Here is a 25,651-nt window from a genome sequence, read left to right as displayed (position 1 = left end):
CCCAGGAAAAGATCAAATCTACTGGGGAATGGATATGCGCACTGTCACGCCGTATGCGTCGGCTATTTTCATCATCGGCACCGGGAGCGCGTTCGCGCAAGCGCCCGAACCGTTCGTTCTGGGCACGATCTATATCGGGTCTGACGCCACAACTTCCATCGGGATCGACAATGAGGACCTGACGCGCACGACGCCGAAGGATCTGCAGGAGGTCTTCAAGTCCGAGCCGTCGGTGTCGGTGGGAAGCTCGCTGCCGATCTCGCAGAAGATCTATGTGAACGGCGTCGAGGAGAACAACCTGAACGTCACCATCGATGGCGCGCGGCAGAACAACCGGATCTTTCACCACAGCGCCACGACCTATATCGACCCCGAATTGCTGAAGGCGGTGCGGGTAGATCCCGGCGTGGCGCCGGCGGATGCGGGGCCGGCGGCGATGGCCGGTGCGATCGCGTTCGAGACGAAGGACGTGGGCGACCTGCTGGAGGAAGGGCGCACGTTCGGCGGGCGGTTCATCACCGAATACCAGAGCAACGGCGATGTCTTTACCAACAGCCTGGCGCTCTTTGGCGTGTCGGGGCGGTTCGAATACCTGGCCTTCGGCAAGTATGCGGATGGGGGCATCCGCGAGGACGGCTCCGGCATGGATATCACCGGGTCGGGTACAGGACTGACCAGTGGCCTGGCCAAGGTGGCGTTCAATGCCGAAAATGGCGGGCGGCTTGAACTGGGATACGAGATCGTGCGCGACGATGCGCTGCGTCCCTTGCGGGCGGATTTCGCAGGCTTGCGCGGCGTGCTGGACACCCGGACCTACAGGCTCGAGCGGCAGAACCTGGTGCTGTCCTACGCGTTCGGGAATACCACCGCGATGTGGAACCCTTCGGTGCAGATCGCCTATAACTCGACCGATCTTTATACCGGGCCGATGCCGGGTGCGACCGACGCCTATTCGGGCGAGACCACGAGTTTCACCGGCAAGATCCAGAACGAGTTCCAGGTGGGGAATGGCACCGTGAATGCGGGCCTCGATTTCTACAGCGACGTGGCGGATATCAACGGCGAAGGCACGGCCGTGTTCTTTGCCGAGGAGAAGGCCACGAATATCGGCCTTTTCGTACAGGCCGAGCTGGACCTGACGGAGCGGTTCCGCCTGTCCACGGGCGCGCGCTATGATTTCCAGGAGTTCGAGGGCGTCGACGGCACGACCTATGACAATGACGGGCTCTCGGCGAATATCGCCGGGGATTTCGATGTCACCGATGCGATCACGGTCAGCGCCGGGGCCTCGCGCGTGTGGGGCGGTATCGCGCTGGCGGAAAGCTTCCTGTTCGATCCGGCCTGGGCATACCCCGCGTCGATCGAGCCGGTAACTTCCGAGAATTATTACCTGGGGGCGAATTACCGGGTGGGCAACTGGGACTTCAACGCCAAGCTGTTCAAGACCGATATCGACAACGCGCGCACCCTGCTGGACCCGACCACGGGTCTCTTCAATGGCGGGCCGGGGCAGGTTTCGGATCTCGACACCGAGGGGTATGAGATCGGCGCGGCCTACACGTGGTCGAGCGGGTTCGCCCGCATCGCCTATGCCGATATCGACACCAGGATCAACGGCGGCCCCGCCGACAGCTACACCGGGCGGTACCTGACCACGCCTTTGGGTGACAATCTTGTCTTCGAGGTAGCGAACACCTGGGATCGGCTGGGCCTGACGCTGGGCGCGGATGCGCAGATCGTGTTCGACAAGTCGGCGGCGGGCGCGCCGGGGGGCGAGATCGACGGGTTCGAGGTGGTCAATGCCTTTGCCGAGTATACGCCGCGCCGGATGGAGAACCTGACCGTGCGGGCGGAAATCGACAACATCTTCGACGAGACCTACACCGAGCGGGCGACCTATGGTCAGGAATTCGCGACGGTGACGCCGCTGCGGGAGCCGGGCCGGTCCTTCAACCTGCGGGCAACGCTGCGGTTTTGAACGACGTTCTGCCCGTGGGGGCGGGGTCCGTGAAAGGCGTGTTGATGATCGCGACCGTAAGGGTCGCGGTCATCGAAGCGCGTAGGTCTGATGGAGCTATTTGCGAGACAAAGGCGTCGCGCCCCCAGCCGGTTAACAGCCGCGAAGCGGCCCGGCCATCGTCAGCCCCTCCCATGGGCTGGCGATTTGGCGGAAGTTGGGCGCACCGATCATTCCGTGGATGTATTTGGCAGGCATAAAGTGCTTCATGATTACCGTCGGATCGCCACCCCAGGGGCTGACGATCGCCTCCGTCTGGAACGGCAGCAAAGTCCGCTGAGCGGACAGCCGTTGGGGGGGCGCGGCGCAGCACCAGGATCAGGCCGCGGCCCATTCCATGCCTTCGATCTTTTCGCGGTGCGCGAAGGTCACGAGGTGGTTGTCGATCACGCCCTTGGCGGCGGGCACGTTTTCGTCCTTGTCCACTTCGAAGCGGATCGTCAGGCCCTGCGGGTCGGCCTCCATGATCGCGGGGCCAAAGACGAAATCGGCCCGGCCGTGGTTGCCCTCCCAGGTGGCGTCGATCTTGTGGGCGAAATGTTTGCAAAGCTGGGCAAGGTATTTCGCGCCGTGCTCGGTTTCGATGCGTCCGATGAGGGTGGGCATGGCTGCTTCCTTTTCGTGATATGTTGGGCGTAGACTCTTCTTTTCCCCGCGGTTAAGCACAGCGCAACAGCGCCTGCAAAGCCAGACTTCCCAGCCATGCAGGTTTTTCAAGACAGAGGGAAGACATGCTCCGAATATTCGCTTTTGCGCTTTGCCTTGCGGCAGGGCCCGTGGCCGCGCAGGACGTCACCGTCGAGACGTACCGTGGCCCGGTTACCGTTGCGCAGACCCCGGAAACCGTCGCCGTATACGACATGGCCGCGCTCGATACGCTGGAGGCGCTGGGTGTCGAGGTCGATGGTACGATTTCCAACGTCTACCTGGACTACCTGGAGGATGTGGCGGAGGGCGCGGCGCGGATAGGCACCCTGTTCGAGCCGGACATGGAGGCGCTTTACGCGTTGCAGCCGGACCTGATCATTGCGGGGGGCGCAGCCATGACAAGGTGCCGGACCTTGCCAAGATCGCGCCGACGATCGACATGACGATCCATGTCGAGACGCTGGCGACGGGGCTGATGCGGCTGGAGGCCTACGGTGCTATTTTCGGCAGGCAGGATGAGGCGGCGGCATTGGCCGACAAGTTGACCCGCAAGCAGGCCGAAGTAACCGAGGCCGCCGCAGGCGCGGGCCGGACGCTGATCGTGATGACGAACGGGCCGAAGGTGTCGGCCTATGGCCCGTCCGGGCGGTTCGGCTGGCTGCACACGGCCTTCGGGCTGGAGGTGGCCGCAGAAGAGGTGAAGGGCTCGGACCACGGCGAGGCGATCAGTTTCGAATTCATCCGGCAGGTCGATCCCGATGTGATCCTGGTGATCGACCGCAGCGCCGCGATCGGCGACGTGGAGACGGCGACATCGACGCTGGACAATGTGCTGGTGCGCGAGACGAAGGCCTGGCGCAACGGCCAGGTCATCACCCTCGATAGCGCGCCGATCTACATCGCGGCGGGCGGGGTTCAGGCCCTCAATGCCACCATGGACCAGTTGCTCGCCGCATTTTCCGGAAGCTGAGCGATGGGCAAGATTGTCCTCGGGGTGGTGGCGCTGCTGGCGCTGTCGGTCGTGTCGCTCTTCATAGGCGTGATCGACCTTCGACCGGCTGCGCTGTTGCAGGACCCCGCAGCGCTGCAACTGATCGCGGTGAGCCGGGCGCCGCGCCTGTTCGCGGTGCTGATCACCGGGGCGTCGCTGGCGGTGGCGGGGACGGTCCTGCAGATGCTGGTGCGCAACCGTTTCGTCGAGCCGATGACGGTGGGCAGCGGCGAGGGTGCCGCGTTGGGCATCCTGCTGGTCACGCTTTTAGCGCCGGCGGCATCGCTCTTTGCCAAGATCGCGATGGCGTCGGCGACGGCGTTCGCTTCGACCGCCGGTTTCCTGGTCATCGCCCGGCGGCTGCCGCCGACGCAGCCCTACATGGTGGCCCTTGTCGGGCTGGTCTATGGCGGGGTGATCGGGGCGGCTGTGACCTTCGTGGCCTACCAGAACGACCTGTTGCAGATGATCGGCGTATGGGTGACCGGAGAGTTCTCGGGCGTGTTGCAGGGCCGCTACGAGACGTTGTGGCTGGCCGCCGTCGCTGCGGTGTTGTGCTTCGTGGCCGCCGACCAGTTCTCGATCCTGGGGCTGGGGCATGTGGCCAGCATCAACCTCGGCCTCAATTACCGGCAGGTGATGCTGTTCGGGCTTCTGGCCGTGTCGCTGGTCAGCGCGCTGACCGTTGTGAGCGTGGGGATCATTCCGTTTGTCGGGCTGATCGTGCCCAACATCGTGTCGCGTATGATGGGCGACAACCTGCGCCGCACGCTGCCGGTGATCGCGATGATGGGCGCGGTGCTGGTGCTGGTGGCGGATATCGTGGCCCGCGTGCTGCGCTATCCGTTCGAAATGCCCTCGGCCACGGTGCTGGGGGTCGTGGGCGCGGCCGTTTTCATCTGGCTGCTGTACCGTCCGGCGCGCCATGCTCCGTAGGCGGCTGATCGTTCTTGCGGTGCTGTTCGTGGCGTCGGCGGTGGCCTACATGACGGTCGGCGCGCGGGGCAACTGGGGCTTCGTGCTGGAGTTTCGCGGTGCGAAACTGGCGGCGCTGTGCCTTGTGGCGGTGGCGCTGTCGACCTCGACCGTGCTGTTTCAGACGATCACGCAGAACCGCATCCTGACGCCGTCGATCATGGGCTTCGACGAGCTGTTCGTGCTGATCGTGGCGATCGGCGTCTTCGTGTTCGGGATGACCGATTACCTTGTCGTCACGTCGTGGGTTCAGTTCGTCGTGTCGCTGGTGCTGATGACCGGCGCGTCGCTGCTGCTGTTCGGAACGCTTCTGCTACAGGAGCGGCCCGACCTGATGCGGATGATCCTGACCGGGCTGGTGCTGACCGTGCTGTTCCGGTCGCTGCGCACGCTGCTGGTGCGGATGCTGGACCCCAACGAGTTCAGCGTGGTGCAGGTGTCGTCCTATGCCCGGTTCCACCAGATCGAGACCGGCCTGCTGGCCATCGCGGCGGCGACCATCGGCGCGGCGCTGGTCGGCGCATGGGTCATGCGGCACCGGCTGGACGTGCTGTCGCTGGGGCGCGAGGCGGCGATAAACCTGGGCGAGGACGTGCGGCGCGGCACGTTGCAGGTGTTGTTCCTGATCGGCGTGCTGGTGTCGGTGGCGACAGCGCTGGTCGGGCCGACGGCGTTCCTGGGCCTGCTGGTGGTCAGTATCGCCCACGTGGTGACGCCTACAGGGCGGCACGCGGTGCTGCTGGTCTCGGCCGCGCTGATTTCGGGCACGACCCTGGTCGGGGGCAGGCCCTGCTGGAGCGCGTGTTCGGTCTGGTGACGCCACTGACCGTGGTGATCGACCTTGCGGGCGGCGTGCTGTTCCTGGTGCTGGTGATGAGAGGATTGAGACGATGATTTCCGTGACGGGCGTGAGCCACGAATTGGGCGGCAGCACGGTGCTTTACGATATCGACCTGGAGATTCCCAAGGGCAAGGTCACGGCGCTGATCGGGCCGAACGGGGCGGGCAAAAGCACGCTGCTGTCGTTGATTGCGCGGCTGGCGCGGCATCGCACGGGGCGGATCATGGTGGACGAGCTGGAGGTGGGAGTCTGCGCGTCGAACACGCTGGCGCGGCGGCTGGCGATTCTGCCGCAAAGTTCCGAAATCGCGCCGCGGCTGACTATCGAAGAGCTGGTGGCGTTCGGGCGCTACCCGCACCACCTGGGGCGGCCGGGCAAGCACGACCGCGAAAAGATCGCCGAGGCGCTGGCCCTGTTCGACCTGGACGCGCTGGCGCAGCGGACGCTGGACACGGTGTCGGGCGGGCAGAGGCAGCGGGCGCTTCTGGCCATGATCTTTGCGCAGGACACGGATTACATGCTGCTGGACGAGCCGCTGAACAACCTTGATATCGCGGCGTCACGGTCGCTGATGGCGCTTTTGCAAAGGCTGGCGCGAGAGCACGGGCGCACCGTGGTGATCGTGCTGCACGACATCAACTATGCCTGTGCCTATGCAGATCATATCGTGACCATGAAAGGCGGGCGAATCGGCCCGCAGGGGGATGCGACCACCCTGGTGGACGGCAGGCTGATGCACGAGGTTTTCGCAACCGACGCCGTCGTGCACAGGATCGGCGGGCGGACCTTCGTGGGGGTCTGAGCCTTCGGCACGGCGACATTGATGCAAAAATGCCAGACCGGCCTGTGCTTTGCACGGGATGGTGCTTGCACTTTGCGCGCAGGGGCTTAAACGTCGCCGGATCACCGCCAGGGAAGCATGACTGCACGTACCCAGCTTCGACACGATTGAAATGGGACACAGTCATGAACCTCTCTCGCCTCGGCATTCTGTTGATCACGACCGCTTTCCTGCCCGTGCCTGCCGCCTTTGCGCAGGACGCCGAAGGCGCCACTTTCCTCGGGACGATCCGCATCGGCTCGCCGGAAGCGCAGGCGCTTCTGGGCAACGACGAGATCTCGGAAGAAGAGATCGAGCAGCGCAATCCGCAATCCCTCCGCGACGTGTTCGACGGGGAAACCTCGGTCACCACCAGCGGCGGGGCGGCGATTGCCAACAAGGTCTTTGTCAACGGCATCGAGGAAAGCCTGCTGTCGGTCACCATCGACGGCGCGCGGCAGAACAAGTCGGCGTTTCACCATACCGGGAACGTGCTGATCGACCCTGCGCTGCTGAAGTCGGTCGAGGTCAGCAAGGGGCTGGCGCCGGCGGATGCGGGACCGAACGCGCTGGCCGGTTCGCTGGCCTACGAGACCAAGGACGCCGCCGACCTTTTGGAGGATGGCGACAATTTCGGCGGCATGACGACGCTGACGTTTGGTACGAACGAGGACCGGATCCGCGCCGGGCTGACGCTGTTCGGGCGCAGCGGCGGGTTTGAATACCTGCTGAGCGGCACGCGGTCCGACAGTGGCAGTTACGAGGACGGCAGCGGTGTGACCGTTCCCGGCTCGGGGGCGGATCTGACCAGCTACCTGGGCAAGTTCGCCTATACGTCGCCCACGGGGCACCGCCTGGAATTCGCGGCGTCCCAGACCGAGGACACCGGCCTGCGGGCCGGACAGGCGGGACCGGGCGGCATCATCTTCATCCGGCCCGACTTTGCAGGCGTCACCGGACGGCCCAGCGTTCTGGTGCCGGCGTTGTCGAAGCGCACGTCCTATACGCTGACCTATACCAAGGACAGCGCCACGGACTGGTTCGATCCCTTCTTCCAACTCAGCTATAACGAACAGGAAATCGACGCGTCGGGTGTCTTCGGCACGAACGAAAGCTTCAGCGGGACGTTCAAGAACCGCTTTGCCATCGCCGGAGGGGACCTGGCGGTCGGTGTCGATTTCTTCGACGAGTCCGCCTCGGGCTTCGGTCGCGGTCCGGGCCCGTTCGGCAGTTCCGGGCGCGAGGATCATTGGAACATCGGAATTTTCGCGCAGGCGCGGCAGGATGTCGGCGAGCGGGTGTCGGTGTCGTATGGCGCACGCTATGACTGGCAGGAGTTCGAGGCCGCCAACGGCCAGACCTTCAAGGATGACGGGTTCAGCGCCAATGGGTCGGTCGATTACAAGATCACCGATGCGCTGACCCTGAACGCGGGCTACGCCCATAGCTGGGGCGGGTACGAGCTGGGCGAGGCGGCGCTGATCAATTTCGGCGGGGCGTGGACCTATAACGGGTTCACCACGTCGCGGTCGGATGCGGGCCGGATCGGTCTGCGCTACGAGCGGGGGCCATGGCAACTGAGCGGTGCCTATTTCGAGACCTACGTGAACGACATCAACGCCGTGCTGCCTACAGGCGGCGACCGGGGTGCTATCGCCGACCTGTCCTCGAAAGGTTGGGAGGCATCGGTCGGCTACACCTGGGCCAATGGGTTCATCCGGGCCAACTACACCGATGCGGATGTGGACCTGAACAGCACGACAATCGGCTCGACCGCCTATTACCTCGGCCGCCCGGTCGGCAAGGCGATCGCACTGGAAGGCGCTGTCGATGTCACCGACGAGTGGACACTTGGCGGTACGGCAGAGATTGCATTCAAGAACCGCGACACGCCGGTACCGCTGTCGGGCTACGAGGTCGCCAACCTTTACGCGACCTATACGCCAAGCAGCTTCGACCGGTTGCAGATGCGGCTGGACGTGCGCAACATCTTTGACGCGACCTACACGAGCCGCTCGTCCGACGGGGTCGGGCTGGGGAACGTGATCGCGTTGACGGAGCCGGGGCGCTCGGTCAGCCTGACGGCAAACCTCGCGTTCTGAGACGCGTTCGTTTGCATGAAAGGCTGCCGCTACTGGCGGCGGCCCTTTGCATGAGGCTTAGCGAGAGAACGTCCTCCCCTTCACGGCCGATAAGGGTCGCGCAGCGCATGGCTGCATCCGCCCATGCTGTTAAACGAAGGTTCAGTTGATTGTGCCTGTCAGACCTTCGGGTTGTCCTGTCACGACAAACGTCAGCTTGTCGGGAAGAAGCCGTTCACGGGCAACGCGATTGATGTCCTCAAGGGTGACAGCATTCACCTTATCGTTGCGGTTGGCGATGTACTCGGTGCCCAGTCCGTCCATTTGCATGCCTACGGCAATGTTGGCGATCGTCCCGTTGCCGTCAAAACGCAGCGGGTAGGCGCCGGTAAGATATGTTTTGGCATCGTCCAGTTCTTCCTGGGTGACACCGTTTTCGCTAATCCGCTTCCATTCGGCTGCAATGACTTCGACCGCCTCTGCGACGCGGTCATTGGCGGAGGCCACGCTGCCCATCCAGACCTGGGCGTCGTCCCGGTCCGCGAGATAGGAATAGACACCGTAGGTCAGGCCGCGTTTTTCACGGACTTCCGTCATGAGACGGCTTTCGAAACCGCCACCGCCAAGGATATGGTTCAGGACGAAGGCCGCGAAGAAGTCCGGATCTTCGCGCTCCAGACCGGGTTGGGCGAACAAAGCAACGGATTGCGGCGTGTCGTAATCGACAACCTTAACCCCCCGGGCAGATTCAGTGTGGCATCCTCGGGGAGAGGAGCGCCGGTTTCAGGCAGATCAGACAAGAGCTCGTCCAGCAACGAAGACAGCTCTTCGGCTGTGATGTCGCCGGCGGCGCTCACGTAGAGCCGATCCCGCGCGATGGTGTTCTCATGTGCCGCAAGAATGTCCTCGCGGGTCAAGGCGCTAACCGTTTCCACCGTGCCATTTTCGTCGCTACCGTAGGGGTGATCACCATAGAGCAGAGAGGAAAAGCTCGCGCCGGCAATTTCCTGCGGATCCTTTGCGTCCGATTGGATAATGGAAATCACCTGCGCGCGCACACGCTCGATCGCTTCTTCGTCGAAACGCGGATCGACGAGCGTATCTTTCAGAAGGTCCATCGAAGCTTCCCGGTTCTCGGTCAGGAAGCGGGCTGAAACGCCCAGCGAATCCGGACCGGCGTCGTAGGAGAATGTGGCGGCCAACCTATCGGTCTCACGGGAAAACGCCCGGGCGTCCAGGTCGCCGGCGCCTTCTTCGAGAAGGGCTGTCATCAGGTTGACGGCGCCGCGCTTGCCCGGAGCATCCAGGGACGTACCGCCGCGAAAGCGCAACTCGAGGGCGACGAATGGAATCGAATGATCCTCGATCAGCCAGGCGTCGATACCTCCTGGCGTGGTAATTTCCTCGATTTCGACTTCGGCGCGGGCCGGGAGCGCGGCCAGCAAAAAGATGGCGGACAGGATGAAAGCGGTCAGGCGTTTCATTGGGTCACCTCCTTGGCGGTGATGTAGCCGGTGACGGAGTTGTTATCCTGGGCAAAAAGTTCCCGCGCGGCGTTCATGACGTCCTCTGAAGTGACGCCTTCCAGGATATCGGGCCAAGCTTGGATATCTTCTACTGTGAGGCCCTGGGTCAGTCCCCTGCCGTAGCGATTGGCGATCGAGCCGACATCGTCACGCGCGTAGATTTGCGAAGCACGGATTTGATTCTTGATACGCTCGAGGCGTTTCGGCTCGAAGCCCTCGTCAAGAAAGGTTGCGATCACTTCGTCCATCGCGGTTTCTGCCTGTTCGAGCGTTATGCCGGGAGCGGGGACGACTGTAAGGTTGAAGGTGGTGTCGTCGAGTGACGTGCCGCCGTAGTACGCGCCTGTATATACAGCGGTGCGTGTATCAAACTGCAACTTTTCGTTCAGGATCGAGGTCGTGCCATCTCCAAGAATGTCAGCGAGTATCGTCAGCGCCGCGGCGGTCTCCTGGTCCCCGGAATCCCGCTCCGGCGCCAGGTATGAACGTTGCAGGTACGGTTGCGCGACGCGGGGATCCTCGTAATAAACGCGGCGTTCGGCCAACTGACGAGGCTCCTGCGGCCGACTGCGTTCCGGCAGGTTCGGGTTGGCCGGGATCGGTTCATAGTATTTTTCGGCCAAGGTACGAACTTCGTCTGGCGTTACGTCACCCGCAACGACCAGGATGGCGTTGTTGGGGGCGTAGTAGGTCTCGTAGTAGTCCAGCGCGTCGGCAAGTGACAGATCGACCATCTCGTGCTGCCAGCCGATGATAGGGACGCCGTACCGGTGATTGAGATACTGTGCCGCGCCCTGCTGCTCGCGGAAAAGGGCAGAAGGATTGTTCTCGATGCGTTGGTTGCGCTCTTCGATGATGACATCGCGTTCGGTCAAGATATCCTCTTCGTCGAGCTGGAGGTTGACCATGCGATCGCTCTCCATCTTCATCATCAGTTCAAGGCGATCCGCGGCGACGCGCTGGAAATACGCTGTATAGTCATAGCTCGTGAACGCATTGTCCGAGCCTCCGTTGCGGGCCACGGTGGAAGAAAACTCTCCCGGGGCCATGTTTTCCGTACCTTTGAACAGTAGATGTTCAAGGAAATGCGCCACGCCCGAAACGCCGGGTTTCTCGTCGGCGGAGCCGGCGCGGTACCACACCATGTGCACAACCACCGGAGCGCGGTGATCCTCGATCACGACGACTTCCATCCCGTTCTTAAGCGTGAAGCTGGTAACCATGTCATCAGCCACAGCTGTGGTCGCACCAATAATCAGTAGGCATAGGCCGGATAGCCAATTGCGCATAAATTTCTCCCCTGCAGTCAGCATAACGTTGCACTGAAGATACGCTGCGCCAAAGGCGATTCAACTGTTCTGACTTTGTTGTGAGCGCGCGAGTGGCGTCAGCGGCGTCCAGCGTCCGGCGGGTACGAGGGCGTCGGAACCCCGATCCGGCGCAGTCGGGTCGCCTCGGCGTTCGAATCCAGCCACTGGCGTCTGTACGCAAGGTTGTAGTCGTCGTTCCTGCCGATGTTCAGGATGTTGACGCGGCCGCGCTGGCGGCGGATCTCGACATCTTCGCGGGCAAGGGTCTGACGAATGCCCGGCACCACCCCAAAGCGGTTGGCATAGTTGACAAGCCCGCCATCGGCTTGGCCGATCCCGGTATTGGCAAGCGCGGCGGGATTGCCGCCAAGCGCGGCCACGCCATCACCTCGGGGGTCGGATCGGTGATATTGCTCCCGCCGGGCGTGGGGGCGGGCAGGGTCGAATAGCTGTCGGGCGCCTGAAGGGGTTTTCCGGGGACGATGTTGAACTCCTCGGGTCCATTGCCCGTGTTCTTGATCCGCGAAAGCGTGATGTCCCTGTCGCGTCCACCGCAGGCGGTGACCGCCATCGCGAGGGTCAAGACCAAAATCGCCGGAAGTTTCATTATTCACTCCTGCTTCGTTCCGTCAGCCATATCGCATTCGGCTTGGAACGTCACGCCGCCTTTTTGCTGTCCGCGCTGAAGATTACCATGCCGAAGGCGCCTATGAAAACGGCGATATCTGCAACGTTAAAAGAGGTCGGGTTGGTGAAACCGCAACATGACATGTTGAGGAAATCAGCAACGGCGCCATAGATCAGGCGGTCGATGACATTGCCCAGGGCGCCTCCCACCAGGAGACCAGCCGATATCTGTTGCCATCGGCCATGCGGGTCAGACCAGACCCACCACAGCACGGCGGCAACAATCACAAGTGCCACGGTGATCCATATCCAGGGGCTGGCTCCCGCGAACGCGCCAAAGTTGATCCCCGTGTTCCAGGCCATCTCGAGATTGAGGTAAGGCGGCAAGACCTCTATCGAGCGGACGGTCTTGAGGTCGAGCACCTGAACCACCCAGTATTTCGTGATCTGATCGATCACGAAGATGAAACTGGCTACCCAGACTAAGGTGCGCATGCTGCTCTCCTTCAGGGTCAGCTTGTACCCGCCAACCGTATTTTAATTAGATCCTTAGTGCCGGAAATGGCGCATACCGGTCAAGACCATCGCCAGGCCGGCCTCGTCAGCGGCGGCAATGACCTCATCGTCGCGCATTGAGCCGCCTGGCTGTATGACCGCGGTGGCCCCCGCCTCGGCCGCGGTCAGCAAGCCGTCGGGAAAGGGGAAGAACGCGTCGGAGGCAACCACGCTGCCCTGGGTCAACGGTGTGGACAGTCCCAGTTCGGCGGCCATATCCTCGGCCTTGCGGGCGGCGATGCGGCAACTGTCCACACGGCTCATCTGGCCGGCGCCGACGCCCACGGTCGCGCCGTTCTTTACGTAGACGATGGCGTTGGACTTCACGTGTTTGGCCACTTTCCAAGCGAAAAGCATATCGGTCATCTCCTGATCGGTCGGGACGCGTTTGGTCACGACCTTCAGATCGCCTGCCGATATCTGTCCGCTGTCCTTGTCCTGCACCAGATAACCGCCCGAAACCTGCTTGAGCATCAGCGCGGCCTCTGCCGGGTCGGCAATGCCATCGGTGGTGAGCAGGCGCAGGTTCTTTTTATTGGCAAACACACTCATCGCGTCGTCGTCTGCCCCCGGGGCGATCACGACCTCGGTGAAGATGCCAGCGATCTCTTCCGCTGTGGGCCCGTCAAGCGGCTGGTTCAGGGCAATGATGCCGCCAAAGGCGGAGGTACGGTCACAGTCGAAGGCGCGCATGTAGGCCTCTTTCAACGTACCGGCGCGGGCCACGCCGCAGGGATTGGCATGCTTGATGATTGCACAAGCCGGGCCGTCCGATGCCGCAAATTCGCTGACTAGCTCGAACGCTGCATCGGTGTCGTTGATATTGTTGTAGCTGAGTTCCTTGCCTTGCACCTGCCGAGCGGTGGCCACACCGGGGCGGGCGGAGCCATCGGTGTAGAATGCAGCGCTCTGGTGCGGGTTTTCGCCATAGCGGAGGGTCTGGGCAAGCTCTCCGGCCACAGCGCGGCGGCGCGGTGCGGGCTCGTTCAGTGCCTTGGCCATCCAGCCCGAGACAGCGGCATCATAGGCGCCTGTGCGGGCATAGGCACTGAGTGCCAGTTTCTGGCGGAAGGCATAGGTCGTCTGGCCGTCATTGGCATTGAGCTCGGCCATTAGCGCCTCGTAATCCCGGACATCCACTACGACGTTGACGAAGGCGTGGTTCTTGGCCGCCGCGCGGATCATGGCGGGACCGCCAATGTCAATGTTCTCGATGCAGGTGGCGTAATCCGCGTCCTTGGCGACGGTTTCCTCGAACGGGTAGAGGTTGACGACCAACAGGTCGATCGGTGCGATCCCGTGTTCCGTCATTGATGAAAGGTGCTCGTCATTGTCGCGCAGTGCCAGAAGGCCACCATGCACCATCGGGTGCAGCGTCTTCACCCGGCCGTCCATCATCTCGGGAAAACCGGTCACTTCTGCAACATCGCGCACGTCGAGACCCGCGTCGCGCAACGCTTTGGCGCTTCCGCCGGTCGACAGAAGCTCGATGCCGCGTTCAGCCAGGGCACGCCCCAGATCGACCAGTCCGGTCTTGTCGGATACGGAAAGAAGGGCGCGGCGCACGGGGGCGAGATCGGTCATTAAGCAAGTCTTCCTTGTGGCAGTCTTCGGGTCAGGTCAACTGAGAGCCACCGGCGTTTGCCCGTCCTCTGCCAGATCGCGCACGCCGATCGGAGAATCCTGCGGCTTGGCCAGTGACCATCTCGTACGCGTCGCATACTCCATCGCGCGACCGGATAGAACGATTTGTTTGGTCGCACGTGGCTTCAGCCGTCCGGTTTCAAGGTAAACGCTTGTTTCGACAGAGAGGCTGGCGGACCCATCACCGCGGAAAATCCAGATCTCGCCGCTTTTTAGGGCCATGGAGACGGCCGTTCCGCCCAAATCGACCGAGACGTCTACATCAGGATGCAGGTGAAACCGGATGTCGAAGGGTATGCCTCGCAGCTTCATACCGTCGAGTGCACGGTCAAAGCGCCGTTTGTGGGCAGCGTCCAGCGCCAGAAGCATGTCTTCGCCCGCGATGCCGCGACCGTCAAACGTCATCTCCAGCTTTCGCACGTGGGTCAGGCCATATCCATTGACATAGCCGTCATGCCCGCCTTCGAACGTTAGACCGTCCGGCGCGTGGTTGACGCGAATTGGGACGTCAGACGGGCCGTCGACCAGCAAATCCTGCTTCTGTGGCCCCTTTCCAAGGCGGCTGCTGGATTGACCGTTCAAGATCAGGGTGGAATGCGAAGGGGTCGCCCGTCCGGCACGCCGCCACGCGGCGCCGAAACTGGCGCCGGCGCCGCAGTTCACGATCAAAGGTCGGCGACCCGCCGTCAGTTCGAACGCCAGAGTAGAAGCATGGGCATTGCTGGAGGCCTTGCCCTCGGGCGGCACGGCCGCGTCTACGATCAGAGAGCTGCGCCCGGCGCTCAGCCGCGCGAACCCCATGGAGAGGCCGCTGGCGTGGCGACCCTTGATCTGACTGGCGGCGAGTGCCGCATCGAGACGCCCGTCCAAGCCGCGCCCACCGCCATGGAACCGCGCCAGTCCGCCATCGGAATGGCGCAGGGTTCGCAGCGTTGGACTTATCCGTTCGATCGCGGCCCAATGCGCCGACAAGGGGCTTTGTCCGGCCGCGGTCAGGGTTTCTGCGGCCCAGGTCAGCAAAGTAAATACTTCGAGCAACTCTTCGGGGTTGCGGGTCGCCAAACCACCCTGATCGTCGATCTGACGGGCGCATTCCCGGGCCAAGGCGCTCGACGCGGGGCCGACATGCGCGGACATGCCTTCAAGCGAGAGGCCTGCGTATACCAGACCGGTCAGTGCCTCGAACCGGGGCAGTCCGGGTGCCGTAGCCCGCCAACGACGCGCGAGAAACAGTGTCTGCTGTGAGAGTGAACGCAGGAATTGATCCGATTGGGCCTGTGTACGGCCCGCCAGCATAAAGATCGCATGGTTGATCCAGCGAATGATGCGCCGGCCTGCCAGATCTGGTGTCCAACCGGGGCCGCGTCCGCGTCCATAAAGCTCGATCCAGCGCCAGAGCCAATCCTGCGCACAGGTGCGTGCGGTGGTGTCACCGGCAGCAGCGAGATCATCAAGCCAGGTGAAGCCATGTACTTCGCGTGAGAAAGCGGCGTCGGCCGGGGGAATATCCCATGGGGTCTTGCCGGGGTCGCGCACGAGATGCCCCGAAAACAGGAAGTTTCCGGCGCATAGCTGCCGGCCGCGGGCGAAACTGCCGATGGTGCGGGGGTCGGGCTGTGAGACGAACGAGGTCACCCGGCCGCCGAACGTCGCCCGACGCGCAGCGAGACGGTTCAGAAACCGCGTGACGCGCGGTAGATCTTGATTGGGTGTCGACATCGAATCCCGGCCTCGGCACGCTCTTCCTGGCGTTGTAGGCGCAGTATACTCCGCCCTGCCGTTCAAGTCACGGCGGAACGCGAACAGCATATCATTCCCGGCGCAGGACCGCGATATAGAACCCGTCCATTCCGCCGAGGTCCGGCCAGTAGTCTGGCCGCAGGCGCAGCCCGCCTTCCTCGGTGCGCCAGGCCGGGTCGACCCCGGGCAACTCGAGCGCCGTTATGTCGGTCCGCAGGCCGACATGGCGTGCTAGCGCCTCTTCGACCTGTACCTCGCCCTCGTCTGGCAGGAGCGAGCACGTGCAAAAAACCATCCGACCGCCCGGCGCCAGAAGGGTGAGAGCATGGTCGAGCATCTGTGCCTGCAAAGCAATCAGCGCCCCGAAATCCGACCCATCCTTTGCATAGGGCAGGTCGGGATGGCGACGGATCGTGCCGGTCGCCGAACAGGGCGCGTCAATCAAGACAGCATCGAAAGGGCCGCCTTGGTAGCCGAGGCCGTCGGCGACGACGATATCTGCGGACAGGTTTGTTCGGGCGAGGTTTTCCGTCACGCGCTCCATGCGCTTTTCCGAGATATCGAGCGACGTGACGGAAGCTCCCGCCGCAGCAAGTTGCAACGTCTTGCCCCCCGGCGCGGCGCAGAGGTCCAGAACACGCTCCCCCGTCCTTGGCGCGAGAATGCGCGCCGGCATGGCAGCGGCTGCATCCTGGACCCACCAAGCGCCATCCGAAAAGCCGGGCAGGGCCGAGATCTGCCCGGACTCCCTGAGGCGCAGTGAACCGGTCGGCAAGGCGACCGCGCCAAGGCGGTGCGCCCAATCTCCCGGGTCCTGGCCCGGCTTCAGTGTCAGATCGACGGGAGCGCCGGCAAACTGCGCTTTCTCCATCGCCGAGACGGCGCCGTTTCCCCAGGCCGAGACGAGTGGCTCACGCAGCCAGCCGGGCATGCGGGGAACGCGCAGGTCTTTCCATGGCTTTCCGGCGTCGCCTGCCATCTGGCGCAAGATGGCGTTCACGAGCCCCCGCAGCCGTTTGTAACGTGGATGGGCGCCGACGAGAGAGACCAATTCGTCGACCACTCCGTGGGCGTCGCCACCCATGCAAAGTTCGACGGTGCCGAGGCGCAGGATGTTCATCACATGCAGCTGCGGCGTCTTTCGAAGTTGTCGGGACAGCAGGCGGTCCGCCCTGTCCAATCCACGCAGCGTGTCACCTGCCAACCGCAAGGCGCGTGCGCGATCTGCCGGTGCAAGACGCGACAACGGCGCATTGAGTTCTGAAAGAAGACGGCCTTCACCCAATACCTTGTCGAGCAGGGCCACGGCAGTGCTGCGGGGAGTGGGCGCGGGCATGGGCTTTCCTTGGCCTTTGGACAGAACGCGCCTATATCAGCCTCATTCAAACGAAGGAAGCCCGACGATGACGGATGACCACAAGGAATTGCCACCGGAAGCGATCCGCGCTTTGGCCGAAGCCGAGGAACGGCGCAAGGCCGCCGAACAGCTTGAAATGCCCAAGGAACTGGGGGGCCGCAAAGGTCCCGAGCCCGTCCGCTTTGGAGACTGGGAAAAGAAGGGCATAGCGATCGACTTCTGAGGCACGCCCCAGCCTTGGCTGCTATTGCAACCTCAGGTCGGCATACTCGCCAGTGCCCTGATCCGAAATGAAACGGACAGTAGAGCCCTGAACCCTGACCGCTTGGCAGTTCGGGCCAAGATTGCGCTGACCCCAATAAAGGTCGCGACAGAAATACCCCGATTTCCACTGCCATGCACCCGTCACCGGGCGCCCAAAGGCCTTGCCTTTGATCTGCCCGGAAGGCGTTACAGTCAGATTGATGCCAAGCCTGGTAAGGTTCCGGTCGGCCACGACCGACAGAAATTCTGACTTGTCGTCAATCTGGTTGAATTCCTCTGCAATGGCAGGGCCACCGGCAATGGCGGCGATAATCGCGAAAACAGTCAGGCGCATTTTCTGGCTCCCGTTACAAACAATACCTGTTACGGGCCGCCGGAGCGAATGGATCAGTTTTCGTTAAGGCCGAGTACGTCGAGCATGTCGTATTCGCCGGGTTTGCGCCCTTGTCCCCACAAGGCGGCCTTGAGCGCGCCGCGAGCGAATACCGCGCGGTCAGAGGCGATGTGACGCAGGATGATACGCTCGCCCGCCGTGGCGAACATCACGTCATGTTCGCCCACGATATCGCCCCCGCGAATGGCCGAGAACCCGATATGGCCGGCAGTGCGGGCGCCGGTGATGCCGTCTCGGCCCCGGTCCGAGTATTGTTGAAGTGACACGCCGCGTCCATCGGCAGCGGCTTGTCCCAGCATCAGCGCCGTCCCGGAGGGCGCATCGACCTTCTTGTTATGATGCGTCTCGATCACCTCGATGTCGTAATCCTCGTCGAGGGCGGCAGCGACCTTCTTGGTCAACTGGACCAGAAGATTGACGCCCAGGCTCATGTTGCCCGCACGGATGATGGTGGCATGGCGCGCGGCGGCGTTTATCTTCGCCAAGTCCTCATCGGCAAGTCCAGTGGTGCCGATCACATGGACGCAGCGGGCTTGGGCCGCCAATGACGCGAAATCGACGGTCGCGGCGGGCGCAGTAAAGTCCAATACGGCGTGCGCTTGCGAGATTTGTTCCAGCGGATCGTCCGATACAACGACACCGATCGGCGCGCCTCCCATTGCCTCGCCGACGTCGGCGCCGATCCAGGCGTGACCGGGTCGTTCCAGAGCACCGATCAGCTGCGCACGTTCCGAAGCTGTCACGATCTCGATCAGCATACGTCCCATGCGCCCGGAGGCGCCGGTTACCACAATCCCCGGCAGGTCGGTCATGTCACTCTCCGTTTTCCTTTCCGAACTCCATAACCCGGTGATCATCGCTTGGCAAAGACATGCACAGGGCTTAGATGCTGTGACATGGCAAAGAACAAGTTTCATGATGGGCCCGGACCCTCTCAGCGGCAGTTGCGCGTCGGGGAACTGATCCGCCGCACGCTGGCCGATGTGCTGGCGCGCGGCGACATTCACGACCCCGAACTGAACCGGCTTTCGGTCACTGTGGGTGAGGTGCGCACCTCGCCGGATCTGAAGGTTGCGACCGCTTACGTTCTGCCGCTCGGCGGTGAGGGGAAGGGCGACGTGCTGGAGCTACTGGGCCGCAACAAGGGCGAGTTGCGCCGGATCGTCGCTAAGAAGGTTGGCCTGAAATTCGCCCCGGAGCTGAGGTTCCGGCTGGATGAAACCTTTGACCAGCTGGACGAGACACGACGCCTGTTCGCGCAGGATGCCGTTCGGCGCGACGTCGAGAACTGAGCCCATGTGGCGGGGGGTCCTTGTGGCACTGGTGCTGTTGGCGGGGCCCGCTGCGGCGGTGGAGTGCCAGCAAATCAGCTATGATGGCGCGCGCTACACGACTTGCAAGGTTGACGTGAACAGAGAGAAGCTGCGGCTGTTTCTTAATGACCCGATGACCGGCAAGCCGTTGGGAAGTTTTTCCAGCGTAGAGCGCCAGGTGCGCGGTGAAGGCGGCGCGTTGCTGTTCGCAATGAATGCCGGCATGTACCATCAGGATCGCAGCCCGGTCGGCCATTATGTCGAGGCCGGCAGGGAGACGAAATCGCTGGTGACACGAGAAGGTCCGGGCAATTTCGGATTGCTGCCAAATGGCGTCTTTTGCGTGCAGGACGATAGGGTCGACGTATTCGAGACGCGGCGCTTCGAGAAGGACGAACCTTCGTGCAATTTCGCAAGCCAGTCGGGGCCGATGCTGGTGATCGATGGTCAGCTTCACCCACGGTTTCTGGAGAATAGCGACAGCCTGTATGTGCGCAACGGCGTGGGCACCTCGGCGGACGGGCGCACGGCCTGGTTCGTCATTTCAGAGGATAGGGTTAATTTTCACGCTTTTGCGCGCGTCTTTCGCGACGTGCTGAAGACGCCGCAGGCGCTCTATTTCGATGGAAATATCTCGCGGCTTTATGCGCCGCAGTTGGGCCGGCACGATGGCGGCTTTCCGATGGGGCCGATCGTGGGCGTGGTCGCGCAGTAACAGAGCGGTGCTGAATTGACTTGTGCGGGGCGCTGCGATACGCGGCAGCCTTTACGCACGAGAGGGACGACAAGACCATGGGGCGCAAACGCAAAGGACGCGATATCTCAGGCTGGTTGATTGTCGACAAGCCGGCCGGAGTGACGTCGACCGCAGTCGTCAACAAGGTGCGTTGGGCGTTTCAGGCCAAAAAGGCCGGACATGCCGGAACACTGGACCCCGATGCGACCGGCGTGCTGGCGATCGCTTTGGGAGAGGCGACGAAAACCGTACCATTCATCACCGATGCATTGAAATCCTATCGATTCCTGATGCGGTTGGGTCAGGCGACCAACACCGATGATGCCGAAGGCGAGGTCATCGCAGAAAGCGCTGAACGGCCGTGCGACGAAGATATAAAGAATGCGCTCTCGGGCTTCGTGGGCGATATCCAGCAGGTGCCGCCGAAATTTTCGGCGGTAAAGATCGACGGCGAACGCGCCTACAAACGCGCCCGCGACGGCGAGGATTTCGAGGTCTCCGCCCGGCCGTTATGGGTGGAGGAGTTGCTGCTGACCGATCGACCGGACGCGGACACTGTCGAACTTGAGCTGGTCTGTGGAAAGGGCGGGTACGTGCGATCCGTTGCTCGGGACTTGGGCGAAGTGCTGGGGTGTTTTGGCCACGTTCTGTCGCTGCGCCGGGTCTGGTCCGGACCGTTTCGTGCCGATGATGCTGTGTCGATGCAGCAGATCGAGGCGTTGGCACATGATCCTGCGCTGGACGCGTATTTGCGGCCGCTGGAAGAGGGGCTGAGCGATCTGCCGTGCGTCAGTTGCAACGAGATGAGTGCCGCGCGCCTTCGGCACGGAAACCCGGCGCCGGTCATCGGCGGAGATGTCGAATACGGTGAAGAATGCTGGGCCGCAGTGAAAGGTCAGGCCGTGGCGGTTGGACATTTTAAGGGCGGGGAGCTTTATCCCAGCCGAGTCTTCAACCTGGCTCCGCAATGACGCAAACAGCGCATGATCCGGGCGGCAAGGTGCGGCTACGGCTGCCTGACGGGGTGGTGGGCGGAGCACGATTTTCCAAATGCGGACAATACCGGCAAGCCCTGACGCGAGACTGGACGCCAAAGGGTGCAGCGCCTCGCACCGTTCTGTTCGTCGGGATGAACCCGTCGGTGGCAGACGCGGCAGCATCGGACCCGACATGTCACCGCGAACTGATGTTTGCGCGTGACTGGGGCTTCACCCGCTATCTCAAGGGGAATGTCTTGGATTGGCGCGCGACGTCGCCCAAGGATATCCCACACGATCCCGCGATAGCGTGCAGTGCCGAGAATATTCCCGAACTGGTCGAAATGGCGCAACAGGCGGAATTGGTGGTCTTGGCTTATGGCAAGCTCCACCAACGCTACGCCGCCTTGGTGCGGGAGGCGGTGTCTGCCATCGCGTCGACGGGACGGCCTTTGAAATGCTTGGGATTGAACAAGGACGGATCGGCCAAACACCCGCTTTACCTGCGCAAGGACACACGCTTGCAGGATTTCCCGATGCCTCGCTGAACGGGGGAGAGTTGGTACGAAAACGGGCGCTCTATCCGAGCGCCCGTTCGGCTTTCGATCTTTTAGCCCGCTTTACTCGGGCTCGTCTTCCGACGCTTCCAGCGACAGCGCGACGAAGCGCGGCTCGCCAGCCCGGCGGACGAGAAGCAGGATAGACTTGCGTCCCGCTTCCCGCGCATCTTCGATCCGGGCTTCGAGATCCGAAATGCTGGACAGTTTTTGCTGCCCTGCCTCGGTAATCACGTCGCCGGCGCGCATGCCTTTCTCGTAAGCTTCGGACAGATTGTCGATGTCGGACACAACCAGACCGCTCGCATTGTCGTCCAGCTCGAGTTGGCTGCGCAGATCATCGTCGAGCTGCGTCAAGGTCAGACCAAGGATCTCGGTCTCGGACGGCTCTTCGCTCTCGCCCGGCTGGGCTGCCGGAACCACACCCTCGGCGGCCTCGCGGCGACCAAGCGTGACGCGAAGCGTCTGGGTCTTGCCTTCGCGGAAGACGACAACGCGGACAGTCTTGCCGACCTCAGTATTCCCGACGCGGCGTACGAGCGTCCGCGTATCCTCGACTTCGTAGCCGTCGAATTGCGTGATCACGTCGCCCGCCTGCATGCCGGCTTCTTCGGCAGGTCCTTCGGGAACGTCGGTAACCAGGGCGCCGGCGACTTTCTCGAGGCCCATGGCCTCGGCCACGTCATCGGTCACGTCCTGGATGCGAACACCGAGCCAGCCGCGGCGGGTTTCGCCGAATTCCTGCAGCTGATCTACAACGCGTGTCACCACGTTGGACGCCATTGAGAAGCCGATGCCGATCGAGCCGCCATTGGGCGACAGGATCGCGGTGTTCACTCCGACGACCTGACCGTCGAGATTGAACAGCGGGCCACCCGAGTTGCCACGGTTGATGGCTGCGTCGGTCTGGATGTAATCGTCATAGGTGCCAGAAAGCTCGCGGTTGCGGGCAGATACGATCCCGGCCGAAACCGAGAAGCCTTGGCCCAGCGGGTTGCCCATCGCAATAACCCAGTCCCCGACGCGCGCAGTGTCGCTGTCGGCAAAGCTGACGAAGGGGAGCGGCCCGTCGGCCTCGACCTTCAACAGAGCAATGTCGGTCTTCGGGTCGGTGCCGATCACCTCTGCCTCGAGCTCGCGGCCAGAGAAAAACTCGATAATGATCTCGTCGGCGGTTTCGATAACGTGGTTGTTGGTGACGATGTAACCGTCTTCGGAAATGACGAAGCCCGAGCCGAGCGCGGATGTGCGGCGGGGCCGGTCACCATTGTTGTTCCGATCCTGGAAGTCCCGGAAGAAATCCTCGAACGGAGAGCCTTCGGGCACGATGGGCGAGGGCCCGGTGCCTTGCGCGACGACGGTCGAGGTGGTGATGTTGACGACGGCCGGGCTGACCTCCTGTGCCAGATCGGCAAAGCTTTCGGGCCGTGCATTTGCGCTGATCGCCTGAGCGATCAGCAGAGCCATCGCCAAGGCCGTAAGCCAGAGCGCACGGATCGCGGCTGCCGGCGTCAGATGTTGTGAGAGAGTTTGTGCTTTCACGCGAGACCACTCCTTGATCGGTGTCTGAAATAGAGAGGCCTGCCGCTTGCGCGAGCGGCCTGCCCGTCCTGGTGCTTATTTAGGGACGCCGTACGCAAACGCCAAATTCACAACAGGATGTCACGTCCATGTGAACGTTTTGTGCGGCAACGTGCAATAGGGACGCGTCACGCCCCCAGCATTTTCGCGCACCACACCAGCACGGCGCCGAACGCCAGCGCCGCAAGGCCGATCAATCTGCGCTGTTCCTCTGGCAGGGCGCGCAGTGCGGCGAGTAGCTGCTCGACAAGCGAAGGGGCCAGTGCGTACACCAGCCCCTCGACGATCAGAACAAGCCCGAGGGCAAGGAACATCGTTGCAATCAATTTGTAACGTCGTCGCTAACGGGATCATCGTCTTCCGTCGTGATATCCTGAGGCGCATCTTCTGTTGGCGCCTCTTCATCAGGACTTTCGTTCTCGGCCTCTTCCTCTTCGGCCGCCGCTTCGGCCTCTTGACGCGCTTCCTGTTCGGCGGCGTCTTCTTCCAGGCGTTGCCGCTCGCTCTCCGGCAAGTCTGGCGAGATTTCCGTTTCAGGCGCCATCTCGCGCAGGCGTTCCATATCGAACTCCTCCAGCGCGACCTCTCCCAGACCGTCGGCACGCACGGCCTCGAACATCTGTCCGAGGAACCCGCTTTGCGGCGAGAAGACGATCGTGGAGTTCTCTTCGTTCATCGACCTTTCCAGTGCGGTAAGCGAGCGATAGAATGCGAAGAAATCCGGGTTGTTGCCGAATGCTTCGGCATAGATGCGATTTCGCTCGGCATCGGCCTCGCCTCGTGTGATCTCTGCTTCGCGTTCCGCGTTCGAGACGGTCTCGACCACGGTACGATCCGCCGCGGCACGCACACGTTGCGCGGCCTCGTTACCACGGGCAATCTCGTCGGCAGCCTCGCGTTCACGCTCTGCCCGCATCCGTGCAAATGTCGCCTCGAGGTTCTGCTGGGGCAGGTTGGTCTGTTTCAGGCGGACGTCGACGATCTCCAACCCCAGGCCGGCGGCACTGGCACGGGCCTGCTCCAGTATGCGTACGGCGAGGTCACGCCGCTGTGGCGAAAGGATCGTGTCGGATGTCACCTGATCGGCACCCAGCACCTCACGGATCTGGGCATTCAGAACCGAGGCGAGGCGATCTTCGGCAACGCGTGTGCCGCCAATACCCACGGCCTGCCGGAACTGGACGACATCGGCAATACGGTAGCGCGTGAAGGCATCGACCACGAGGCGGCGGTCATCCGAAGGTGTCACCTCGATCGCATCGGTATCGAGCGACAGGATCCGGCGGTCATATCGTACCACATCCTGAATGATCGGGATCTTGAAACCAAGACCCGGCTCTTCGACCACTTTCTTGATCTGGCCGAATTGCAGCACCAGCGCTTTCTCTCGTTCGTCCACGATATATAGCGACGACAGAAGGCCCATGACCGCAACGGCCAATACGGGAAGAAGAAGGGCGGATTTACGCATCAGTTCGATCCTCCGTTTCCGGACTGGCCAGAGCGGCGCAATTGGTCGAGGGGCAGGTAGGGCAGTACGCCCTCGCCGGACGCCCCGGTGGATTCATCAAGGAGGATCTTCTCCATTTTGCCGAGCGTACGTTCCACGGTTTCGAGGTACAGGCGACGCTGTGTAACTTCCGGTGCCTCGTTAAACTCCTGTGCCACGGCGATGAAACGGCTAGCTTCACCGATGGCTTCGTTGACAACGCGTGCGCGGTAGCCCTCGGCCTGTTCCAGCACTTGCGCAGCTTCACCACGAGCCTCGGCCAGAACGCGGTTGGCGTAGGCGTCGGCCTGGCGTTGCAGACGATCACGCTCTTGTTCGGCGGCCTGCACTTCGCGGAAGGCATCAATCACCTCGCGCGGCGGATCGGCGGTGTCGAGGTTGACCCGGACGATGTTGATGCCGCTGTCGTATTCGTCGAGCGTGGACTGGATGTTCTCACGCGCGGTATCGGCGATGATGCCACGGTCCCGGTTGAGGATCGGCGCCAGGTTCGTCGCCGCGATGATCTCACGCATGACGGCCTCGGACACGGCCTGAACCGTCAGTTGAGGGTCACGAATGTTGAATAATAGCTTGGCGGGATCGTTGATGTTCCACACGACCTGAAAGTCGATGTCGACGATATTGGCGTCGGTGGTCAGCATAAGCCCGTCGCCGCCTGCGGCACTGCTGCGCCCGCTTCCGATATTCTCGGTGCGTTCAGAGGTGACGTTCACGACCTCGGCCGACACCAGTGGCCACGGTGCGAAATTCAAACCAGGGTCCCCGGTCGAGTAATATTCGCCAAGAAAGAGTTCCACGGACTGTTCTTCCGGCTTGACGGTATAGAAGCTCGCGGCTGCCCATAGCGCCACGGCAATCAAGGCACCGATCACAATCGTGCCGCGGCCAAATCCGGGTCCGCCGCCGCCATCGCCGCCTACGCCGTTCCCGCGGCCCCGGCCGCCGCGACCGCCCATCAGAACGCGAAGCTGGTCCTGACCCTTGCGCACCAGCTCGTCGATTTCGGGGATCTGCGAGCCGCCTTCGGGCGGGCGCCGGTTGCCGTTGCCGCGGTTGCCGCGATCGTCGTCACCGCCACCGCCCCGGTTGCCTCCACCGCCGCCCCACGGGCCGCCAGAATGTCCAGCCATGAAATCTCTTCCCTTCATCCAAACGCGCAGAGCGCCATCCCTGTGTCATAACTG

23 protein-coding genes and 2 pseudogenes are annotated in these 25,651 nt (G+C 62.6%); 11 read left to right on the top strand and 14 right to left on the bottom strand.

The features are described from left to right. Positions 1-34: 34 nt before the first annotated feature. On the top strand, positions 35-1,978 hold the full coding sequence (locus tag ACSQ76_RS21085; protein ID WP_437158099.1) for a TonB-dependent receptor domain-containing protein: 1,944 nt from the start codon (positions 35-37) through the stop codon (positions 1,976-1,978). A gap of 357 nt (positions 1,979-2,335) precedes the next feature. Here ACSQ76_RS21085 and ACSQ76_RS21080 read toward each other — a convergent pair whose 3' ends face one another. Beyond that, positions 2,336-2,623 (bottom strand): DUF2218 domain-containing protein, encoded by a 288-nt coding sequence (locus tag ACSQ76_RS21080; RefSeq protein WP_437158098.1) that lies wholly within the window; start codon positions 2,621-2,623, stop codon positions 2,336-2,338. A 125-nt stretch (positions 2,624-2,748) separates the two neighbouring features. Here ACSQ76_RS21080 and ACSQ76_RS21075 point away from each other — a divergent pair. The 5 genes and pseudogenes from ACSQ76_RS21075 (at position 2,749) to ACSQ76_RS21055 (ending at position 8,394) form a co-directional block, all read left to right on the top strand. Then, a pseudogene (locus ACSQ76_RS21075) lies at positions 2,749-3,635 on the top strand (siderophore ABC transporter substrate-binding protein). 3 nt (positions 3,636-3,638) lie between these two features. Next, complete coding sequence (locus ACSQ76_RS21070; RefSeq protein WP_437158097.1) at positions 3,639-4,592, top strand: ABC transporter permease; 954 nt, start codon at positions 3,639-3,641, stop codon at positions 4,590-4,592. Beyond that, complete coding sequence (locus ACSQ76_RS21065; RefSeq protein ID WP_437158096.1) at positions 4,582-5,448, top strand: iron chelate uptake ABC transporter family permease subunit; 867 nt, start codon at positions 4,582-4,584, stop codon at positions 5,446-5,448. Before ACSQ76_RS21070 ends, ACSQ76_RS21065 begins: the two co-directional genes overlap by 11 nt. A 73-nt stretch (positions 5,449-5,521) precedes the next feature. Then, complete coding sequence (locus ACSQ76_RS21060; protein ID WP_437158095.1) at positions 5,522-6,274, top strand: iron ABC transporter ATP-binding protein; 753 nt, start codon at positions 5,522-5,524, stop codon at positions 6,272-6,274. Between the two features lie 164 nt (positions 6,275-6,438). Further along, a complete protein-coding gene (locus ACSQ76_RS21055; protein WP_437158094.1) occupies positions 6,439-8,394 on the top strand; it encodes a TonB-dependent receptor domain-containing protein in 1,956 nt (651 codons plus the stop codon). Positions 8,395-8,535: 141 nt separating this feature from the next. Here ACSQ76_RS21055 and ACSQ76_RS21050 read toward each other — a convergent pair. The 7 genes and pseudogenes from ACSQ76_RS21050 to ACSQ76_RS21020 all read right to left on the bottom strand — a co-directional run bounded on the left by ACSQ76_RS21050 (position 8,536) and on the right by ACSQ76_RS21020 (position 17,111). After that, positions 8,536-9,857 (bottom strand): annotated as a pseudogene (locus tag ACSQ76_RS21050) (M16 family metallopeptidase). Next, entirely contained in the window at positions 9,854-11,188 is a 1,335-nt protein-coding gene (locus ACSQ76_RS21045) for a M16 family metallopeptidase (protein ID WP_437158093.1), read from the bottom strand. Before ACSQ76_RS21045 ends, ACSQ76_RS21050 begins: the two are co-directional and overlap by 4 nt. Before the next feature lie 98 nt (positions 11,189-11,286). Then, positions 11,287-11,823, bottom strand: a complete 537-nt coding sequence (locus ACSQ76_RS21040) for a DUF3035 domain-containing protein (protein WP_437158092.1) — start codon at positions 11,821-11,823, stop codon at positions 11,287-11,289. Between the two features lie 43 nt (positions 11,824-11,866). Further along, on the bottom strand, positions 11,867-12,331 hold the full coding sequence (lspA, locus tag ACSQ76_RS21035; protein WP_306127362.1) for a signal peptidase II: 465 nt from the start codon (positions 12,329-12,331) through the stop codon (positions 11,867-11,869). Between the two features lie 54 nt (positions 12,332-12,385). Then, positions 12,386-13,975 (bottom strand): bifunctional phosphoribosylaminoimidazolecarboxamide formyltransferase/IMP cyclohydrolase, encoded by a 1,590-nt coding sequence (gene purH, locus ACSQ76_RS21030; protein ID WP_437158091.1) that lies wholly within the window; start codon positions 13,973-13,975, stop codon positions 12,386-12,388. 36 nt (positions 13,976-14,011) lie between these two features. Beyond that, complete coding sequence (locus tag ACSQ76_RS21025; RefSeq protein WP_437158251.1) at positions 14,012-15,754, bottom strand: heparinase II/III family protein; 1,743 nt, start codon at positions 15,752-15,754, stop codon at positions 14,012-14,014. 91 nt (positions 15,755-15,845) lie between these two features. Beyond that, a complete protein-coding gene (locus tag ACSQ76_RS21020; protein WP_437158090.1) occupies positions 15,846-17,111 on the bottom strand; it encodes an RsmB/NOP family class I SAM-dependent RNA methyltransferase in 1,266 nt (421 codons plus the stop codon). Between the two features lie 67 nt (positions 17,112-17,178). Here ACSQ76_RS21020 and ACSQ76_RS21015 point away from each other — a divergent pair, with 67 nt between their 5' ends. Further along, positions 17,179-17,355, top strand: coding sequence for a DUF1674 domain-containing protein (locus ACSQ76_RS21015; protein ID WP_306127366.1), 177 nt, complete (start codon positions 17,179-17,181; stop codon positions 17,353-17,355). Positions 17,356-17,376: 21 nt separating this feature from the next. Here the strand turns inward: ACSQ76_RS21015 and ACSQ76_RS21010 are convergent, their stop codons facing one another. Next, positions 17,377-17,730, bottom strand: a complete 354-nt coding sequence (locus ACSQ76_RS21010) for a dihydrodipicolinate reductase (protein WP_437158089.1) — start codon at positions 17,728-17,730, stop codon at positions 17,377-17,379. A gap of 53 nt (positions 17,731-17,783) precedes the next feature. Then, positions 17,784-18,602 carry a 4-hydroxy-tetrahydrodipicolinate reductase gene (gene dapB / locus ACSQ76_RS21005; RefSeq protein WP_437158088.1) on the bottom strand — a complete coding sequence of 273 codons (819 nt, stop codon included), beginning with the start codon at positions 18,600-18,602 and terminating at the stop codon, positions 17,784-17,786. 84 nt (positions 18,603-18,686) lie between these two features. On the opposite strand from dapB, the gene rbfA reads away from it, so the two are divergent. From rbfA to ACSQ76_RS20985, 4 genes are all read left to right on the top strand, one after another. Beyond that, the gene (gene rbfA, locus ACSQ76_RS21000; protein ID WP_306127369.1) at positions 18,687-19,082 is read left to right on the top strand and encodes a 30S ribosome-binding factor RbfA; all 396 of its coding nucleotides are present in this window, start codon (positions 18,687-18,689) and stop codon (positions 19,080-19,082) included. A gap of 4 nt (positions 19,083-19,086) precedes the next feature. Next, positions 19,087-19,818 (top strand): phosphodiester glycosidase family protein, encoded by a 732-nt coding sequence (locus ACSQ76_RS20995; protein WP_437158250.1) that lies wholly within the window; start codon positions 19,087-19,089, stop codon positions 19,816-19,818. Positions 19,819-19,895: 77 nt separating this feature from the next. Continuing rightward, positions 19,896-20,810 (top strand): tRNA pseudouridine(55) synthase TruB, encoded by a 915-nt coding sequence (gene truB / locus ACSQ76_RS20990; RefSeq protein WP_437158087.1) that lies wholly within the window; start codon positions 19,896-19,898, stop codon positions 20,808-20,810. Continuing rightward, on the top strand, positions 20,807-21,364 hold the full coding sequence (locus ACSQ76_RS20985; RefSeq protein WP_437158086.1) for a DUF1643 domain-containing protein: 558 nt from the start codon (positions 20,807-20,809) through the stop codon (positions 21,362-21,364). Before truB ends, ACSQ76_RS20985 begins: the two co-directional genes overlap by 4 nt. A gap of 72 nt (positions 21,365-21,436) precedes the next feature. Here ACSQ76_RS20985 and ACSQ76_RS20980 read toward each other — a convergent pair whose 3' ends face one another. The 4 genes from ACSQ76_RS20980 to hflK form a co-directional block, all read right to left on the bottom strand. Continuing rightward, complete coding sequence (locus ACSQ76_RS20980; RefSeq protein WP_437158249.1) at positions 21,437-22,840, bottom strand: DegQ family serine endoprotease; 1,404 nt, start codon at positions 22,838-22,840, stop codon at positions 21,437-21,439. Positions 22,841-23,082: 242 nt separating this feature from the next. Then, on the bottom strand, positions 23,083-23,268 hold the full coding sequence (locus tag ACSQ76_RS20975) for a DUF2065 domain-containing protein (protein ID WP_306127373.1): 186 nt from the start codon (positions 23,266-23,268) through the stop codon (positions 23,083-23,085). Positions 23,269-23,276: 8 nt separating this feature from the next. Continuing rightward, entirely contained in the window at positions 23,277-24,425 is a 1,149-nt protein-coding gene (gene hflC, locus ACSQ76_RS20970) for a protease modulator HflC (RefSeq protein ID WP_437158085.1), read from the bottom strand. Then, a complete protein-coding gene (gene hflK, locus ACSQ76_RS20965) occupies positions 24,425-25,597 on the bottom strand; it encodes an FtsH protease activity modulator HflK (protein WP_306127375.1) in 1,173 nt (390 codons plus the stop codon). The genes hflC and hflK overlap by 1 nt, the downstream gene beginning before the upstream one ends. Positions 25,598-25,651 lie beyond the last annotated feature (54 nt).

The organism is Roseovarius sp. B08 (assembly GCF_051417955.1).
Lineage (GTDB): Bacteria > Pseudomonadota > Alphaproteobacteria > Rhodobacterales > Rhodobacteraceae > Roseovarius.
Note: the sequence above shows the minus strand (reverse complement) of the source record. Positions and strands in the feature narration are given on the sequence as shown.

Excerpts from the sequence above, each read along its gene's own strand:
- ACSQ76_RS21020 (WP_437158090.1), bottom strand. The coding sequence starts at position 17,111 with ATGCCCGCGCCCACTCCCCGCAGCACTGCCGTGGCCCTGCTCGACAAG.
- ACSQ76_RS20980 (WP_437158249.1), bottom strand. The coding sequence starts at position 22,840 with ATGGCTCTGCTGATCGCTCAGGCGATCAGCGCAAATGCACGGCCCGAA.
- hflK (WP_306127375.1), bottom strand. The coding sequence starts at position 25,597 with ATGGCTGGACATTCTGGCGGCCCGTGGGGCGGCGGTGGAGGCAACCGG.
- purH (WP_437158091.1), bottom strand. The coding sequence starts at position 13,975 with ATGACCGATCTCGCCCCCGTGCGCCGCGCCCTTCTTTCCGTATCCGAC.
- ACSQ76_RS21080 (WP_437158098.1), bottom strand. The coding sequence starts at position 2,623 with ATGCCCACCCTCATCGGACGCATCGAAACCGAGCACGGCGCGAAATAC.
- ACSQ76_RS21010 (WP_437158089.1), bottom strand. The coding sequence starts at position 17,730 with ATGCGCCTGACTGTTTTCGCGATTATCGCCGCCATTGCCGGTGGCCCT.
- hflC (WP_437158085.1), bottom strand. The coding sequence starts at position 24,425 with ATGCGTAAATCCGCCCTTCTTCTTCCCGTATTGGCCGTTGCGGTCATG.
- ACSQ76_RS20995 (WP_437158250.1), top strand. The coding sequence starts at position 19,087 with ATGTGGCGGGGGGTCCTTGTGGCACTGGTGCTGTTGGCGGGGCCCGCT.
- ACSQ76_RS21025 (WP_437158251.1), bottom strand. The coding sequence starts at position 15,754 with ATGTCGACACCCAATCAAGATCTACCGCGCGTCACGCGGTTTCTGAAC.
- truB (WP_437158087.1), top strand. The coding sequence starts at position 19,896 with ATGGGGCGCAAACGCAAAGGACGCGATATCTCAGGCTGGTTGATTGTC.
- ACSQ76_RS21085 (WP_437158099.1), top strand. The coding sequence starts at position 35 with ATGCGCACTGTCACGCCGTATGCGTCGGCTATTTTCATCATCGGCACC.
- rbfA (WP_306127369.1), top strand. The coding sequence starts at position 18,687 with ATGGCAAAGAACAAGTTTCATGATGGGCCCGGACCCTCTCAGCGGCAG.
- ACSQ76_RS21060 (WP_437158095.1), top strand. The coding sequence starts at position 5,522 with ATGATTTCCGTGACGGGCGTGAGCCACGAATTGGGCGGCAGCACGGTG.
- ACSQ76_RS21015 (WP_306127366.1), top strand. The coding sequence starts at position 17,179 with ATGACGGATGACCACAAGGAATTGCCACCGGAAGCGATCCGCGCTTTG.
- ACSQ76_RS21065 (WP_437158096.1), top strand. The coding sequence starts at position 4,582 with ATGCTCCGTAGGCGGCTGATCGTTCTTGCGGTGCTGTTCGTGGCGTCG.
- ACSQ76_RS21055 (WP_437158094.1), top strand. The coding sequence starts at position 6,439 with ATGAACCTCTCTCGCCTCGGCATTCTGTTGATCACGACCGCTTTCCTG.
- ACSQ76_RS21045 (WP_437158093.1), bottom strand. The coding sequence starts at position 11,188 with ATGCGCAATTGGCTATCCGGCCTATGCCTACTGATTATTGGTGCGACC.
- ACSQ76_RS20975 (WP_306127373.1), bottom strand. The coding sequence starts at position 23,268 with ATGTTCCTTGCCCTCGGGCTTGTTCTGATCGTCGAGGGGCTGGTGTAC.
- dapB (WP_437158088.1), bottom strand. The coding sequence starts at position 18,602 with ATGACCGACCTGCCGGGGATTGTGGTAACCGGCGCCTCCGGGCGCATG.
- ACSQ76_RS21070 (WP_437158097.1), top strand. The coding sequence starts at position 3,639 with ATGGGCAAGATTGTCCTCGGGGTGGTGGCGCTGCTGGCGCTGTCGGTC.
- ACSQ76_RS20985 (WP_437158086.1), top strand. The coding sequence starts at position 20,807 with ATGACGCAAACAGCGCATGATCCGGGCGGCAAGGTGCGGCTACGGCTG.
- lspA (WP_306127362.1), bottom strand. The coding sequence starts at position 12,331 with ATGCGCACCTTAGTCTGGGTAGCCAGTTTCATCTTCGTGATCGATCAG.